At 34.8% G+C, this 16,341-nt stretch carries 11 protein-coding genes; 8 read left to right on the top strand and 3 right to left on the bottom strand.

What is annotated here, in order from left to right:
• Nucleotides 1-4: 4 nt before the first annotated feature.
• The 5 genes from R8749_RS05990 (at nt 5) to R8749_RS05970 (ending at nt 9,335) form a co-directional block, all read left to right on the top strand.
• Nucleotides 5-2,806 carry an alpha-L-rhamnosidase gene (locus tag R8749_RS05990; protein ID WP_317694938.1) on the top strand — a complete coding sequence of 934 codons (2,802 nt, stop codon included), beginning with the start codon at nt 5-7 and terminating at the stop codon, nt 2,804-2,806.
• Nucleotides 2,806-4,344, top strand: a complete 1,539-nt coding sequence (locus R8749_RS05985; protein WP_317694937.1) for a glycoside hydrolase family 43 protein — start codon at nt 2,806-2,808, stop codon at nt 4,342-4,344. Before R8749_RS05990 ends, R8749_RS05985 begins: the two co-directional genes overlap by 1 nt.
• A 66-nt stretch (nt 4,345-4,410) precedes the next feature.
• Nucleotides 4,411-6,876, top strand: coding sequence for a glycoside hydrolase family 2 TIM barrel-domain containing protein (locus R8749_RS05980; protein ID WP_317694935.1), 2,466 nt, complete (start codon nt 4,411-4,413; stop codon nt 6,874-6,876).
• 76 nt (nt 6,877-6,952) lie between these two features.
• A complete protein-coding gene (locus R8749_RS05975; protein WP_317694934.1) occupies nt 6,953-7,855 on the top strand; it encodes a glycosylasparaginase in 903 nt (300 codons plus the stop codon).
• Between the two features lie 82 nt (nt 7,856-7,937).
• Nucleotides 7,938-9,335, top strand: coding sequence for an FAD-binding oxidoreductase (locus R8749_RS05970; RefSeq protein ID WP_317694932.1), 1,398 nt, complete (start codon nt 7,938-7,940; stop codon nt 9,333-9,335).
• A 79-nt stretch (nt 9,336-9,414) separates the two neighbouring features.
• Here R8749_RS05970 and R8749_RS05965 read toward each other — a convergent pair whose 3' ends face one another.
• Genes R8749_RS05965 through glpK form a run of 3 tightly spaced genes read right to left on the bottom strand, consistent with a single transcriptional unit; the run spans nt 9,415 to nt 13,501 of the window.
• On the bottom strand, nt 9,415-10,143 hold the full coding sequence (locus R8749_RS05965) for an MIP/aquaporin family protein (RefSeq protein ID WP_317694931.1): 729 nt from the start codon (nt 10,141-10,143) through the stop codon (nt 9,415-9,417).
• 10 nt (nt 10,144-10,153) lie between these two features.
• Nucleotides 10,154-11,977, bottom strand: coding sequence for a type 1 glycerol-3-phosphate oxidase (gene glpO / locus R8749_RS05960; RefSeq protein ID WP_317694930.1), 1,824 nt, complete (start codon nt 11,975-11,977; stop codon nt 10,154-10,156).
• A 24-nt stretch (nt 11,978-12,001) separates the two neighbouring features.
• Nucleotides 12,002-13,501: a glycerol kinase GlpK gene (gene glpK / locus R8749_RS05955; protein ID WP_317694928.1), complete on the bottom strand. Its 1,500-nt coding sequence runs from the start codon at nt 13,499-13,501 to the stop codon at nt 12,002-12,004.
• A 778-nt stretch (nt 13,502-14,279) separates the two neighbouring features.
• Here glpK and R8749_RS05950 point away from each other — a divergent pair.
• Genes R8749_RS05950 through R8749_RS05940 form a run of 3 tightly spaced genes read left to right on the top strand, consistent with a single transcriptional unit; the run spans nt 14,280 to nt 16,331 of the window.
• The gene (locus R8749_RS05950) at nt 14,280-14,948 is read left to right on the top strand and encodes a hypothetical protein (protein ID WP_317694926.1); all 669 of its coding nucleotides are present in this window, start codon (nt 14,280-14,282) and stop codon (nt 14,946-14,948) included.
• Nucleotides 14,949-15,443 carry a GNAT family N-acetyltransferase gene (locus R8749_RS05945; protein WP_317694924.1) on the top strand — a complete coding sequence of 165 codons (495 nt, stop codon included), beginning with the start codon at nt 14,949-14,951 and terminating at the stop codon, nt 15,441-15,443.
• 30 nt (nt 15,444-15,473) lie between these two features.
• Nucleotides 15,474-16,331: a patatin-like phospholipase family protein gene (locus tag R8749_RS05940; RefSeq protein WP_317694922.1), complete on the top strand. Its 858-nt coding sequence runs from the start codon at nt 15,474-15,476 to the stop codon at nt 16,329-16,331.
• Nucleotides 16,332-16,341: the final 10 nt, after the last annotated feature.

Raw genomic sequence — 16,341 nt, 5'->3', positions numbered from 1 at the left:
ACCAATGAAAATAAGTTCCATTTTAATTAATCACATGCATGAACCTGTTGGATTTCAGTTAAATGATCTACGGGTAGAATTTAAAGTAGAATCTGATCAATTTTTTGCAATAACAAAGAAGTTAAGTATTTATTCTGACGAAAATCCAGATCCTTGCTGGCAAAGCGACTGGCTTGATTTTAATAACAATTATTTTGATGTAGATTTAAAATTAAAGTCCCGCACACATTACCGAGTTTTAGTGGCTGTTAAATCTGATGATGAAGAGGTTGAAGCTGAATCCTTTTTCGAAACTGGGAAAATGAATGAATCTTTTGAAGCAAACTGGATTGGTAATTCAGATAAAAATATTCAAAACACACTGTTCAAAAAAGATTTCAAGGTTTCTAAGCAGGTAAAAAGAGCACGTTTGTATATAACTGGTTTAGGATTATACGAAACGTATATTGACCACCAAAAAGTGGGAGATGAATTCTTAACCCCAGGTGTTACAGCTTACGATCAATGGGTTCAGGTTCAAACCTATGATGTTACTTCTTTACTTAAAGAAAGTAATCATGAACTCTTGATTTCTTGTGGTGACGGCTGGTATAAAGGAAACTACGGATTTGATGGAGGAAAAGATTGTATTTATGGTGATCAGCAGTTAGCAATTGCAGAATACCATCTTGATTACAAAGACGGCACTCACGAAGTAATTTCTACTGATCAAAGCTGGCAGACAACAAGCGGTCAAATTACAAAATCTGCTATTTATTATGGTGAAGACCTCGATGAAACAATTGAGATTGGCGATTGGCAGCAAGCAGTAGAAGTTAATCATGATAAAAACATTTTACAAGATCGGCTTAGTTTACCAATTAAAGTTAAAGAAAAATTGTCAGTAAATGAGATTATTTCAACGCCTGCCAATGAACAAGTACTTGACTTTGGGCAAAACCAAGCAGGTTGGCTGGAATTTTATAATCGAGAACCCAAAGGTACTAAAATAATTTTTCAATTTGGTGAGATTCTCCAAGAAGGCAATTTTTATCGAGATAATCTTCGAGAAGCCAGAGCAGCTTTTGAATACGTTTCTGATGGAGTAGAAAAGTGGGTAAGACCACACTTCACATATTTTGGTTATCGTTATGTGAAAGTTGAAGGAAATACCAAACCTTTAAGAAAAGAAGACTATCAAGCTGCAGTTATGTATTCCGATCTTGCAGAAACCGGCAATATTGAGACTAATAATCCAAAAGTAAATCGACTTTTCCAAAATATAATTTGGGGTCAAAAAAGTAATTTCTTTGATGTGCCGACTGATTGTCCGCAACGCGATGAAAGATTAGGCTGGACAGGAGATGCAGAAATATTTTCTAATACCGCTGCATTAAATATGGACGTTTTTGCTTTCTTCAAAAAATATGCGCGTGATCTTTCCGTTGAGCAAGAGCAGCATGATGGAATGGTAACGATGTATGCTCCGGCAATGGGCCAAAATGATGGGGGAGCTGCCGTATGGGGTGATGCCGCTACAATTATTCCATGGAATATGTACGAAGATTATGGCGATCCAGCAATTTTAAAGCAAAACTATCAATCAATGAAATCGTGGGTTGACTGGATTACAAAAAATACGCAAGTTCCAAATTTATGGGTTAGTCCTTTTCAGTTTGGTGACTGGCTTGCTTTAGATGGTGAAAATCCTGCCATGCCAACTGGTAAAACCGATGAAGACTATATTGCATCGATTTACTACTATTATTCAAGTTTAATTGTTTCTCAGACTGCAAAAATTTTGAATCAGTTTACTGATGAGCAAAAATATGCTGAGTTAGCTGAGGCAATTAAAAATGAAATTCAAGCTGAATATATTACACCGAAAGGGCGACTTGCACTGGAGACTCAAACTGCTTATATTTTAGCACTGCAGTTTGATTTAGTTGATCCAAAATACCGCAAGCGAGTTGTTAATGATTTAGTCGCTCGTTTACATAAAGATAACGATCATTTGAAGACAGGTTTTGTTGGAACTCCATATCTATGTACGGTTTTATCTCGCTTTAACGAGCATAAATTAGCAACTAAGATTTTTCTAAATGATGACTATCCAAGTTGGCTTAATGAAGTGAATTTAGGTGCAACAACTATTTGGGAGCGTTGGAATTCAGTTCAATCGGATGGCTCAATGAATCCTGAAGGGATGAATTCTCTTAATCATTATAGTGCGGGCACTGTCATGGAGTGGACATACAAATATCTTTTAGGGATTAATGGTCATACTCCTGGATATCAAAAAATTACCTTTGCTCCTCAATTTGATTATCGTCTTCCAAAAGTTTCTGGGTATTTTGAAACTCCGTATGGCAAATTTTCAGTTAATACAAAAATTGAAACTGATGAAAATCATACAATTAATCTTAGTTTAACAATTCCTTTTGGCGTCAATGTTCATGTTGAATTACCGCGTTCAAATGGAGTTTCAGTTAAAGTTAATGATAAGGAATATTCTAATGGTAAATTCGATTTACAAGCTGGAAACTACGAAATTAGTTATCAGCCAACAGAAAATTATATTGAAACTTATCATCCAGACACTCCAGTTACCGAAATTTTAGCAAATGAAAATCTAGTCAGTGAAATTGATAAAATTGATCCAATTTTAAACTTTTTCAAAAATGATCCGAATAGTGATTTAGCTAAAATGTCACTTACTAAGCTTGATTTAAATTTTCCGTTTATAAATATTGAACCAGATCATTTAAAGAAAATTAACCAATTACTGGAAAAAACACCTGTTCCAGGTCAAGGGAAGGAATTCTAATGAGTAAAACGTATCAAAATCCCATTATGCGGGGCATGTATCCTGATCCGAGTATCGTTCAAGTTGATGGTACTTATTATCTAGTAAATAGTACTTTTGAGTACTATCCGGGAATTGCTGTTTCAAAGAGTAAGGATCTTGTGAACTGGACAAGAATGCAAGGTATCGCAATTTATCCTGAGCAAGCAGACTTGAGACAGGCTAAATCGAATGAAGGAATTTTTGCTGTCAATATTCGTTATCATGATGGATTCTTTTATGTAATAACAACTAATTTTTCTGAATTCAAAACAATTATTATTAAAGGCCAATTAAATAAAGATCAAGAAGAAATTGAATGGGAACCAAATAGAGTTGAAGTTGAGATCAGAGGAATTGATCCAGATTTATATTTTGAAAACGATCGGACGTATGTTCAATTTACGGGCTACATTGACGATCAAGGAACTAAAGCAATCCAGCAGGTTGAAATTGATCTGACAACCGGCGATCTAGTAACTGAACCAAAAGTTTTAACTAAGGGAACTGGAGGCCGAGATGTCGAAGGACCTCATATAATTAAACGAGGTGATTGGTATTATCTATTAATAGCTGAGGGTGGCACTGGATTAGGTCACATGATTACAATGCAGCGCAGTCACGAACTATGGGGGCCATATGAAGCACCGCTTGAAGTAAATCCAATATTTACTAATCGAGATCGGGCAGAAGAGCCTCTTCAAAATATTGGACATGCTGATCTATTTCAAGATCCTAAAGGTAATTGGTGGATGACGTGTTTAGGAACTCGTCCAAGCGCAGTTGAGTTTATTAAAATAACTAATACTGGCCGAGAAACATTACTTTATCCTGTTGATTGGTCGGAGGATTGGCCAAAAGTATATCACGGAGTTCCAACTCAAGAAGTTGATTTAACTGATTTTTATAATCATGCTGAAACAATTGGTGAACAAAAAATTATGCCATTTGTTGATGAATTTTCTAATGATAAATTGGGCGCTGAATGGTTAACTTTACGAGATAGTTTGGGTGATCGCCTTAACATTTCAAAAGGAAAATTAAGTTTGACCGGCAGTGATCGGACAATTGAAAAGTTAGGCACTCCATCATTTTTGGGTGTGCGCCAAAGTGAGCCAAAAGAGGCGTTAGAAATAACAGTTGATATAAAAGATACTAAGTTAAATCAAGGACAAGCAGGGATTGTCAGTTTAATTAATGCTGATCATTACGCGGCACTGATGATTCAGTATAATGCTGAAAAATCAGAGTATGAAATTTTAAAAGTGTTAAAAGTTGCTGATATCGAACAATCAGAAGTAGTAGGTACTTCAAAAGATCTTCCTCATCAGTTAATTCTTAAAAACGACTTAGCATCTAAACGTTTTTCGGCTGTTTGGTCCGATCGTGAAATATATTTTGATATTTCATCACTACATCTTTCAAACGAGGCAATTGCTGCACTAAACACAGGAGACATGGAGGGGATCTATGTGCTAAATGATGCAGAATTAACTATTACGAAAGTTGAGCGTAAATAGGATAATAAAAAGTAAGGGGCAGATGTTCTTTGCTTTTTATTTATAAGATAATTTTAAGGGTGAATAATGAAAGAAACAAATTGGAATCAAAATTGGCATTTTTGGGAAGATCATAATTCTTTTGCTTTAATTTGGGATATTCCAGAAACTGCTAAAAAAATAGATTTACCACATGATGCCATGATTGAAAAACCTGCAGATCCAGAAACTTTAAATGGTGGTAATACTGGATATCGTGATGGCGGAAGTTATGTTTATGTAAAAAATTTATTTGTTGAAAAGTCGGATAAAGATCAAATCTTTCAATTAAAATTTGAAGGCGCTTATATGAACGCTTTCGTATATGTGAATGGACAATTGGCAGCTAAGCGTCCATATGGTTACTCATCATTTTATGTTACATTAAATGATTTTTTGAATTATGGTTCTGATAATGAAATTAGAGTTCAGATAAAAAATGGAGCAATGCCAAACAGTCGTTGGTATTCTGGCAGCGGATTAATTCGTGATGTTTATTTATTGACTAGTTCAAATAAAATTTTTCTTAAACCAGATAATTTAAAAATTAAAGTTGAAAGTGCCAACAACGAACAGTCAACGATTTTTCTATCACAATTAGTAATAAATAAAGAAATAAATAGCGTTGAAGATTTACATTTACAAATTGAAGTTTATGATAATGCGGATCAGAAGATAATTAATGAAGATATTCCTTTTAGTTTATTAGCTGATGAAGAAAGAAAAATTGAAGAAAGGATAACGATATCAAATCCAAATCTTTGGAGTGAAGATAATCCGTATTTATATCGAGTAGAGGTTAATTTAATCTCTAAAAATGATCAGCAAATTGATCACACAAATACACTGTTTGGTGTTAGAGAAGTACGAATTGATGCAAATTATGGACTAAGAATTAATGGAGTTAAGACAAAGCTAAGAGGAGCCTGTATTCACCATGATAGTGGCTTATTAGGAGCTGCTGCTTATGATGATGCTCAGTTTCGTCAAGTGAGAATTTTAAAAGAGGCAGGATTTAATGCAATTAGAATGTCTCATATTCCAGCTGCACCAGCTTTACTTAGAGCGTGCGATAAAGTCGGCATGTATGTAATGGATGAATCTTTTGACATGTGGAATCGCAGCAAATCAGATTATGATTATAGTCTTTATTTTGAAGAATGGTGGCAGCAGGATATTATATCTATGGTTGAAAAAGATTTTAATCATCCAAGTGTAATTTTGTATTCGATTGGAAATGAAATTCCTGAAATTGCAACTAATCAAGGCCTTTCAATAAGCAATAAAATTAACCAACTTATCCATTCGCTTGACCCTACTAGGTATACTTTAGCTGGGGTAAATGGTTTATTTTCAGTTGGCAATCAATTGATTTCAATTGTTAACGAAGTTGTTGAACAGCAATCTAATCAAGGAAGTGAGCAGGGTAATGTAAATGATTTTATGACTGCCATGAATAAATATTTGGATCAAATCATTGTTAACCCTAATATCTCTAAAAAACTTGCTCAAGTTTTTGCTTCAACAGATATTGCCGGGTATAACTATATGACTGCAAGATATGAGCAGGATCTAAAAGATTATCCGCAGAGAATTATTGTTGGTACAGAAACATATCCACCAGAAATTGCCAGAAACTGGAACTTAGTAGAAAAATATGATCGAATAATAGGTGATTTCACATGGACTGGTTGGGATTATATCGGAGAAACTGGTGTTGGGATTCCAGGCTATAAATTTGGTGAAGGAGGCTTTGGCGCTCAGTATCCGGCTCAATTAGCATACGTTGGAGACATTGATATTACAGGCTTTCGTCGCCCACTTTCTTATTACCGCGAAATAGTCTTTGGAATTCGAAAAGATCCATATATTGCAGTACAAAATCCCCATCATTACGGAGAAGAGCTTAATAAAACTCCTTGGATGATGAGTGATACTATTTCTAGTTGGACATGGAATATTTCAGAGGGAAGTCCTGTAAAAGTAGAGGTATACAGTCCAGGAAGTACTGTTGAGCTTAAGTTAAATGATCAAGTCGTTGAAAAGAAAGAGGTTAATGAAAATCATCGAGTCATTTTTGATTTAACCTACATTCCTGGAGAATTAACGGCAATTTCTTATGATAAAGATCAAGAAGTTGGTCGAACAAGTATAGTGACTGCAAATACAGAGCAGAAACAAATTAAGTTAGAAATGGATCCTATCTCTTATAATTTAGAAAAAGAGAATAACAGTAATCGACAACTTTATTATCTGAAAATTAGTTTATGCGACTTGAGTGGAAATGTTATTAACGATAGAGATGAAAAAATAAACGTGGAAATTTTAGATAATAATGGTAAAATTTTAGGCTTTGGCAGTGGCAATCCTAAACCAGATAACAATTATTTAGAATTATCTACAGCGACATTTAACGGACGAGCATTAGCAATTATTCAAAAAAATGATGAAGACCAAAAGGTAGAAATTAAAGTTACTAATGGTAGTACCTTAAACGCTAAAATTAGTTTGTGATTATCGGTTGTTGATCATCTTTGCATATGATTATTCTGAATAAAAATTCCTGAGAAAAAAAGGAGTAGAAATTATAATGTGGGCAACAATTTCAACTTGGCAAATGTCTTATGAAGGCTTAAGAGAAGCAAGTAAGGTTTTAAGTAATTCAGGAAAGGCCGGAGATGCAGTTGAAACTTTAATTTTGGATGTTGAAGCTAACCCGGCATATAAGTCAGTTGGATTTGGCGGATTACCCAATGAAGAAGGGATTGTGGAAATGGATGCCGGTTTTATGGATGGTGATACTTTCGCACAGGGTTCAGTCGCTGGAATTCAAAATGTTTTACACGCTATTTCAGTAGCTCGTGCACTTAGTCATGAACATTACAATAGTTTTCGTGTGGGAGCTGGAGCGACAAAATACGCAGAGCTAAATGGATTTGATATGACAAATATGTTAACAGAATCGGCTAAAACAGAATGGATGGAGAAAGTGAAAACACTGCAAGTTGATACCGCTCATCCATATGACGGTCACGATACTGTTGGAGCTGTAACATTAGATCAATCCGGTTCTATGGCGGCTGCAACATCTACATCGGGCTTATTTATGAAAAAAGCCGGTCGAATTGGAGATTCTCCGCTTTCTGGTTCCGGATTTTATGTGGACAGTGAAGTTGGAGGTGCAGCAGCAACCGGTTTAGGAGAAGATATCATGAAAGGGTGTCTTTCTTATGAAATTGTTCGCCGGATGAAAGAAGGATTGTCTCCACAAGAAGCTTCTGATCAATCTGTCTATCCTTTTGTTGAAAAATTAAAAAATCGATATGGAAAAGCAGCAGAAATTTCTTTAATTGCTCTTAATAATCAAGGTGATTGGGGAGTAGCTACGAATGTTGAATTTACTTTTAATGTTGCAACCTCTAATCAAAAACCTCAAATGTTTATTGCTCACCCGGGACCTAAACAAAATACAATTATTGAATCGTTGGTATAAAAATAATTTGATGTAAAAATTTGATTCTTTTCTTGCTATAAGTGTTAAAATTACTTTAGAAACAAGAAAGGAAGCGTATACAATGACTATTTTTGGGGCATACACAAATTCAGAAATTTTAAATTATTTAAAAGAGCAAACACCACATGCAGAAATTCATATAGATGATAAAGAAGCTTTAGATCATAGTGCCAATGGGAAAGCTGAGAATTCAATTCAAGGTAAAATTTTAGCTTACGTTGAGGTAGGAGATGTTGAAGATATTCGGGGAGTTTTAAAAACCGCTCGAAAATTTCATGTACCGGTTGTCCCGCAGACAGCTGATACAAGCACAGTTATTGGGGCTGACGGAATCAATGGATCAATTATTTTATCAGTAAAAAAATTAAATCACATTAAAGAACTTAATGTTGATGATTCACTTGCAGTAGTTGAACCTGGAGTAATCAATCAGGAGCTAGACAATGCGGCTCGAGAAAAAGGATTGTTTTATGCGCCTGATCCGGCTTCGAAACCAATCTCTTCAATTGGCGGTAACGTATCTACTAATGCAGGTGGTATGAGTTGTTTGAAATATGGTGCCACCAAAGATAATATTCTGGGCTTAAAAGTAATGCTTGCAGACGGCAGAGAAATAAAACTTGGCGGGCGAACTTTAAAACAAGCGTTTGGATATGATTTAACTCAATTATTTATTGGATCAGAAGGAACACTTGGAATTGTGACTGAAATCACGGTTCGCTTAAGACCGTTACCATTAGGAAAATCTGTTACTGGCATGGCTTTCTTTAATGATATGACAGCTCTTGCTAAATGTGTAAATAAACTGCGTTTGTCTGGTCTTAATTTTTCCATGCTAGAAGCCTTGGACGGTAAAACAGTTGTGGCACTTGACGAGTATGAGAAAACTAATTATGCGAAATCAGATAGTTCTTCAATGCTAATTTTTGGATTTGATGACGCTTCTGAACAGGAGCCTAAAGTTTCTGAAAAAATCCTAAAAGAAAATGGGGCGTGGGGAATTGAAATAACAACTGACCCAGAAAAAGCTAAAAAGCTAATTAAGTTGAGACAAGATATGCTGTTAGCAGTGTTTGCTCAATCTGATTATTATATTATGGAAGATATGGCAGTACCTCTGTCCAAATTAGCTGAAATGGTTGATTACATTGCCAAGGTTACAAAAGACCAAAATGTTATGATTTATACGGCTGGACATGCAGGAGATGGGAACCTACATCCAACATTCCTATGGAATGGACAATCCGAAGCACCTGATAATGTAATTGAAGGTATTAGATTGCTATTTAGAAAAACTTTGAGTTTGGGTGGAACTATTTCTGGCGAACACGCGGTCGGAATGTCTAAAAATCAATGGACAGTAGAAGAACTTGGAAGCAATGTCGATCAAATTCAGCATGAAATTAAAAATTTATTTGATCCGCTTGGGATTCTTAATCCAAAACGTAAAATTAATTAATTTAACTATAAAAGCCTTATCTTTGTTAGATAAATCTAACGATGATAAGGCTTTTTGATGATCAGATATTTTTTAAAAATTAACTCATAATGCTAACTACATTAAATAATAAAGCAGCAACTATTCCTCCTGCTAATGGTCCGAAGACAGGAACCCAACTGTATGCCCAATCAGAACCGCCTTTGTTGGCAATTGGTAAAAATTGATGAGCAATTCTTGGACCTAAATCTCGAGCTGGATTGATCGCATATCCTGTAGGTCCACCTAAGGAGATACCAATGACTGCAATTAACAAACCAGCAGCAATTGGATTTAAACCACCTGCAAAACTATTCTTCGAAAGAGCTAATAAACCATATGCTAGAATAAATGTTCCAACTAATTCACTAAAAAAGTTAGCCCAATAACTACGGATTGCAGGTTCAGTACTAAAAGAGCCTAAAATTGCATCTTTATCGTCGGTTTCAGCCCAATGTGGAAAGTATGTTAGCCAAACTAGAACAGCTCCGACTATTGCACCTAGAATTTGAGCAATCGCATAAGGAAGCACTAAAGCCCAGTCAAACTTGCCGGCAATAGCCATTGCAAGAGTAACTGCAGGGTTTAAATGTCCTGGACTCATCCATGAAACCATATATACTCCAAAGGTAACCGCTAGACCCCATCCCAAAGTTACTGTTAACCAACCAGCACCATTTGATTTTGATTTTTTTAAATTAACGCCGGCAACGACACCGTCACCTAGTAAAACTAAAATTGCTGTTCCGAAAAATTCACCTAATAATTGGGTAATTACAGATGTGTTCATATATTAACCTCTATCTTTTAAGATAATCAAGCTCTGATTTTTTAATAGCTTGATCTAAATTTTGTATTTCTTGTTCTTTTCTTTCATTGTCCCATTTAAGATGAAGAGCCATTTCATCAATAATAGGATCTTTAATTTGATCAATGGTATCTGCTTCAAATAAAATATGATTAGTTCGACGTAAAAGATAATCGACCGCAGTAAGGGTCATTTCATGATCCATTGAGTAATGAAGAGCTAAAGTTTCACCTAAGCTAAGACCCGGAGCAGCTTTTACATGATCAGCCATTTCAAACATTTCTGGTGCGTTAGAACCAAATAAGTTAGCAAATTTGGTTGCTTCTTTAGAATCAACGCCATGGTCAATACCAACCTGGGCATATTTCTTAATATTTTCGTCAACTTTAGAAGGATCAAAATGTCCGCCAGACACCTGTAATTTTTTCGAATCAGTTAAATGGACTTCAGTATTATATTTAGATCCCATTAAATCTTTTATTTTATTTAATGCTCCAGCGGCCATTTTTCTATAATCAGTAATTTTACCACCGGCTAGATTTAAAAGTCCATCTGGATCAACAGTGAGAGAACTTCCTCTGGAGACAGAAGATGCGCTTTTTGTTTTTTCAGATTGAGCACTCTTGAGGTTGTTTAATACGTCTTCAACGTCTCTACGTTCAACTTTTCCTGCTTGATATTCGTTAACAGTATCAATGACTTTCTTAAGACTCTCTTCAGAGATAGCCTTTTTAGATCCACCATTGTAATCAGAACCGCCATTTGAAGAAAGTAATGGTCTTAAACCAGCCCAGCTAGCTTCAATATCATTAGTTGTAAGATGAGCATCCGGGAAGCGATTATTAACTACTTCTAACAAATAATCAACATCTTCTTGAGTAACTTCGGGATGTTTAAAATCTCCACGATAATCAGTATCAGTCGTTCCAAAATAAGTTTTATTAAACCGTGGGATTACAAAAACCATTCGGCCGTCTTGTTTGCCGGTATCAAAATAAGTAGCAGTAGGAACTTTAAGCCTTGAATTATCAATTACTAAATGAACTCCTTTAGTAGGACGAATTTCTTCAGGACCGTGGAAATCATGATCTAATTTATGAACTTGATCAACCCAAGGACCGGCAGTATTAATAACAATTTTAGCATGGATATCAAACTCTTCACCCGTTAAAAGATCTTTTGCATGAACTCCGTTTACTTGGCCTTGACTATCATGGTTAATTTTAATGGCTTGAACATGACTAGCCATTAAACCTCCATCAGCAGCAGCTTGTTTGATATTTTCAATAACTAATCGAGCATCGTTATTTTCAAAATCTAGATAAATTCCTGCACCTAATAAATTTTTCGGATTTAAATTTGGTTCTAGTTTTAAAGCTTCCTCTTTTGAAACAACTTTATTTGCATATTCTCCGGTAACATTTGCTAAACGGTCGTATAAATCCATCGCAATTTTTACTGAAAACATACTAAAAGTTGCATCAGGTTCATCATAAATTGGTAAAATCATTCGTTTAGGGCGCGGAATGTGAGGTGCTATTCCTTGAACGACAGCACGTTCTTGAACAGTATCTGAAACAACTTCAACGTCAAAAGTTTTTAGATAACGGATTCCTCCATGTACCAGCTTGGTTGAGCGTGAGGAAGTACCTTCAGCAAAATCTTGCATTTCAATTAAACCTGTTTTTAAATGAGCGGCGGCGGCTTGAATTGCAACTCCAGCACCGGTGATTCCTCCACCAATTGCTAAGACATCTAATTGATCATTTTTTAAATGATCAATAATTGAATTTCGTGTTTCTTTTGAAAAATTCATTTTATTCACCTCTATTTTTATTGACTAATTATTTTCAAATGTTCTAGTTGCAGTGACTGCTTTTTTCCATCCGTCATATAATTTGTCGCGTTTTTCTTTTTCCATGTTTGGCTGAAAAGTCTTTCCTTCAGAATACTCTTGCATAATTTCATCGATGTTTTGCCAATAACCAACAGCTAATCCGGCTAAGAACGCAGCACCGAGGGCTGTTGTTTCAAGATTATTAGCTTTTTGAACAGGAATATCGATAATATCAGACTGGAATTGTAGTAAATAATCGTTATTAGCTGCTCCCCCGTCTACCTTTAAAACAGGAATATCAACTCCCGTATCAGAATGCATTGTATCTAATACATCGCGTGATTGATATGCAATGGATTGCAAAGTTGCTTTAATAAAATCATTACGAGTTGTTCCTCTAGTTAATCCAAAGACAGCACCTCTTGCATTTGGATCCCAATAAGGAGCGCCAAGACCCGTAAATGCAGGTACTACATAAACTTCATCGCCACTATTCGATTCCATCGCTGCTTGATATGAATCAGGAGCAGAGTCAATTAATTTCATAGAATCTCGTAACCATTGAATTGCCGATCCAGCAACGTAAATACTACCTTCTAAAGCGTAATAAACTTCATTGTTAATTCCATATGCTACAGTTGTTAATAAATTATTTTCGGATAATTTAATATCTTTACCAGTATTCATAACAACGAAGGCACCAGTTCCATAAGTGTTTTTGACCGTTCCTGGTTCAAATGCCATTTGACCAAATAATGCAGCTTGTTGGTCTCCGGCCATTCCGGAAATTGGGACGGAACTACCATAAAAATGATAGGTTTGAGTATAGCCATAGATTTCCGAATTCGGTTTAACTTCTGGCAGCATTTTTTTAGGAATATTTAAAATTTTGAGGATATCATCATCCCATTTTAAATCATGGATATTAAAAAGCATTGTTCGGCTTGCGTTTGTATAGTCTGTAACATGAGAATCGCCACCAGTAAGTTTCCATAATAACCAAGTGTTGATAGTACCGAATAATAATTCGCCATTTTCTGCCCGTTCTTGGGCTCCTTCAACATGGTCCAAAATCCAACGAATTTTGGTGGCAGAAAAGTAAGGATCGATTAATAGGCCGGTTTTCTGATGAATATCTTCAGAAAGGCCCTCTTTTTTTAAACTTTCAGAAATAGATTCGGTTTGGCGTGATTGCCAAACGATTGCATGATAGATTGGAAGACCAGTTTTTTTATCCCAAATGACAGTTGTTTCACGTTGATTTGTAATTCCAATCCCTGCGATTTGTTCAGGTTTAATTCCTGACTCAATGAAACAAGTAGCGACAGTTGATAATACAGCGTTCCAAATTTCGTTTGCATCATGTTCAACCCACCCTGGGTGAGGAAAATATTGGGTAAATTCCTTTTGAGCATCTCCAACTTTATTACCTTTTCGATCAAAAATAATTGTACGAGTACTCGTTGTACCTTCATCGATTGACATAATATACTCTTTAACCATTAATAACACCTCCATTGGTTTGTAGAGAAAACGTTTACAATTTCAAAATACAATATAAATTTGGTAATGTCAATGAGACTATAAAAATAATATTTCGCAGCACCTTAATCATAACTCAAGAAAAGTTATATATAAATGGTATAGTTAAATAAAACATAAAAATAAAAGATTTAAATAATATTTATCATAAATGGTCTACATTATTAAATTTTATTCATTCTAAATAGTTAAAGGACTATTTTATAATCATTCTAAAGAAAATGAATAATTATTTAAGATTTTAGCGTTAAATATTTTAATCATAATAAAAAATTGAGAAACTAATACACTAGGAAATGAAAAACATTAATAAGTTAGAATCATTTTCTTTTTAAAGCTGAAGTCTATATGGCTTAGAAGGAGATATTACTGAATCTATTGCTGGAAAAATTTTGAAAAAATAAAAAACTTAAAATCAGATGACATAGATGATATAAATAAAGGCCTTCAGAATGTTTTTGAATCTATGATAGAAATTATCGATAAGTCATATCTATCTGGAAACAAAATTAACTCTTCAGATAAATTTGTGAATCTTTTTATCGAAGGTAAAATTTTTAAGGAACTTTTTAGTAACATTACTAATCCCTTTGATTTTATTTGTAATTTATTTATAGCACTGATTCTTTTTATAATGCATCTTGGATATTCAATTTTTTTAGCGGTCCTGGAGGAGCGGATCATCCTGCGGAGGTGGAGCAAGTATTTAATTTTTGATATAACTACGAGAGGATTAATTTTGAATAAAAAGAGAAAAATAAATATTATAATCTTCGCCGTTTTAGTTTTTTTGGTATTTTTTAATTATAAGCCCCTTTTAAATAAAATTATGGATTTTTCTCAAGGAATTACTAAAGAGGATAAACTAGTTGACAAAGCTTTAAAAGTTGAAAGAAGCAGCGAAAGAACCGAAAAAGTTCATTCTAAAAAATACAAATCTTGGTTTATAGATTACGAGCACCCATTTAGAATTGAAGGAATGGATCAAGTTTTACTGCAGCAGCATACAAGTTACTTGGTTTGGCTTTATGGGATTAGTGATAAAAACAAAATTGAGCCAATTGAAATGGACTTTACAGGAGCAGATCATGATGATGGATATGGAAGCGGCTTTTCTTTTGATTTTAAAAAACGCACAGTAACTTTTGATTATATCGATGGTCCGGCTGACCAATACGACGTTTTTCATGAGTCGATCGTACAAGTTTATGAACTAACAAAATCTGGTAAACCGGGGAAATTAATTAAAGAAACGACTAGAAACGGTAATAAGAAAAAATTGCGGGGATTTTTAGATCATCATAAGGAAGTATTTAACTATTTGGTAGACCACAACTTAACGTATGAAATTTTTAAGAAAAAGTCTTTTAATGATTTAAAAAATGCTCATACAGTTGGAGATAATTAAATGACAATTACTAATCGAAGATTTAAAAATTCAGATGCCGAAGATGTTGCAGACCTTGTGGCTAAAACCATGTTGACCTCTAATACTAATGACTATCCTAAATCTTTCCTTGAAAAAAATCTTCGAAACTTGACCCCGGATGTTTTTATTAAAAGGGCTAAAGAGTTTCATTGTTATGTTTTTGTTGATGACACTGTAAATAAGATAGTTGCGGTTGGTTCGATTGGACCCTATTGGGGAAGTAAAGAAGAAAGCAGCTTATTTAATATTTTTGTAGATCCAGAATACCAAGGACAAGGAATTGGGCGAAAGATTATTGAGGTCCTCGAACGAGATTCATATTTTATAAGAGCAAAGCGCATCGAAATTCCAGCTTCAAAAACAGGCTTGAACTTTTATTTACATATGGGATATGACTATAAAAATGGTGCAAATAACTTGGATGAAACAGGTTACTATCGATTAGAAAAATTTAATAATAAAAATGATTTATAATTAAAACTATTAATTAAAAATAAGAGGTTTATGATGTATCAAGCAGCATTAATATTAGAAGGTGGAGCTTTACGAGGACAATATACCGCAGGAGTTCTGGACACTTTCTTATCAGAAAACATTTATTTTCAATTGGTAGTAGGTGTTTCTGCAGGAGCATTGTGTGGTGCTAATTTCATTTCACGACAATTTGGCCGAACGAGTCAAGTTAATGTTGATTATCGGGATAATAAAGATTATATTTCGCCACTCAACGTTTTTCGTTATGACGGGATCATTAATTTAGATTTCCTATTTTCTGATCACGGTGAAGGCTGGGTTAATTTTGATGAAGAGGCTTATGAAAAGTCTCAAACTGATTTTGTAATAGTTGCAACTTCCATTGAAACGGGAGGACCGGTTTATTTTCAAAAACCTACGGGACAAGATTTATATGATGATTTAAAGGCTTCGGCATCGATGCCTTATGTAGCTCAGCCTGCAAAAACTGCTAAAGGACTTTGTTTGGACGGGGGCACTGCCGATCCAGTACCATTTTCATATGCGGCAAATCAGGGATTTGACAAATTTGTAGTTGTAAGAACAAGGGATCGTAAATATCGCACGGAGGATATCACTCTTCTTCAAGAAAAAGCCGCTAATCAGCTTTACGGTAAATATCCCAATTTTATAAAAACAATGGTTAATCGTGCAGAAATTTATAATCATCAGTTAGATTGGCTTGATGAGCTGGAAAAAAATGGTAAAGCTTTTGTCGTAGCGCCGGAAGAACCGATTACAATTGACCGTATGGAGCGGGATAAGAAAAAATTAACTGCATTATATCATCGAGGTCGGGCAGATGGGTTGAGAGTTTATGATGAATTAGTGAGTTATTTAAATGCTTAATTTTTATAAG

This window comes from Xylocopilactobacillus apis, from assembly GCF_033095965.1.
GTDB classification, from domain to species: domain Bacteria; phylum Bacillota; class Bacilli; order Lactobacillales; family Lactobacillaceae; genus Xylocopilactobacillus; species Xylocopilactobacillus apis.
This window is presented reverse-complemented; position numbering and strand designations above follow the sequence as displayed.

Bases quoted from the DNA above. Each gene is read 5' to 3' on its own strand.
- R8749_RS05975 (WP_317694934.1), top strand. From the start codon at position 6,953: ATGTGGGCAACAATTTCAACTTGGCAAATGTCTTATGAAGGCTTAAGA.
- R8749_RS05970 (WP_317694932.1), top strand. From the start codon at position 7,938: ATGACTATTTTTGGGGCATACACAAATTCAGAAATTTTAAATTATTTA.
- R8749_RS05990 (WP_317694938.1), top strand. From the start codon at position 5: ATGAAAATAAGTTCCATTTTAATTAATCACATGCATGAACCTGTTGGA.
- R8749_RS05985 (WP_317694937.1), top strand. From the start codon at position 2,806: ATGAGTAAAACGTATCAAAATCCCATTATGCGGGGCATGTATCCTGAT.
- R8749_RS05940 (WP_317694922.1), top strand. From the start codon at position 15,474: ATGATGTATCAAGCAGCATTAATATTAGAAGGTGGAGCTTTACGAGGA.
- R8749_RS05965 (WP_317694931.1), bottom strand. From the start codon at position 10,143: ATGAACACATCTGTAATTACCCAATTATTAGGTGAATTTTTCGGAACA.
- R8749_RS05980 (WP_317694935.1), top strand. From the start codon at position 4,411: ATGAAAGAAACAAATTGGAATCAAAATTGGCATTTTTGGGAAGATCAT.
- glpK (WP_317694928.1), bottom strand. From the start codon at position 13,501: ATGGTTAAAGAGTATATTATGTCAATCGATGAAGGTACAACGAGTACT.
- R8749_RS05945 (WP_317694924.1), top strand. From the start codon at position 14,949: ATGACAATTACTAATCGAAGATTTAAAAATTCAGATGCCGAAGATGTT.
- glpO (WP_317694930.1), bottom strand. From the start codon at position 11,977: ATGAATTTTTCAAAAGAAACACGAAATTCAATTATTGATCATTTAAAA.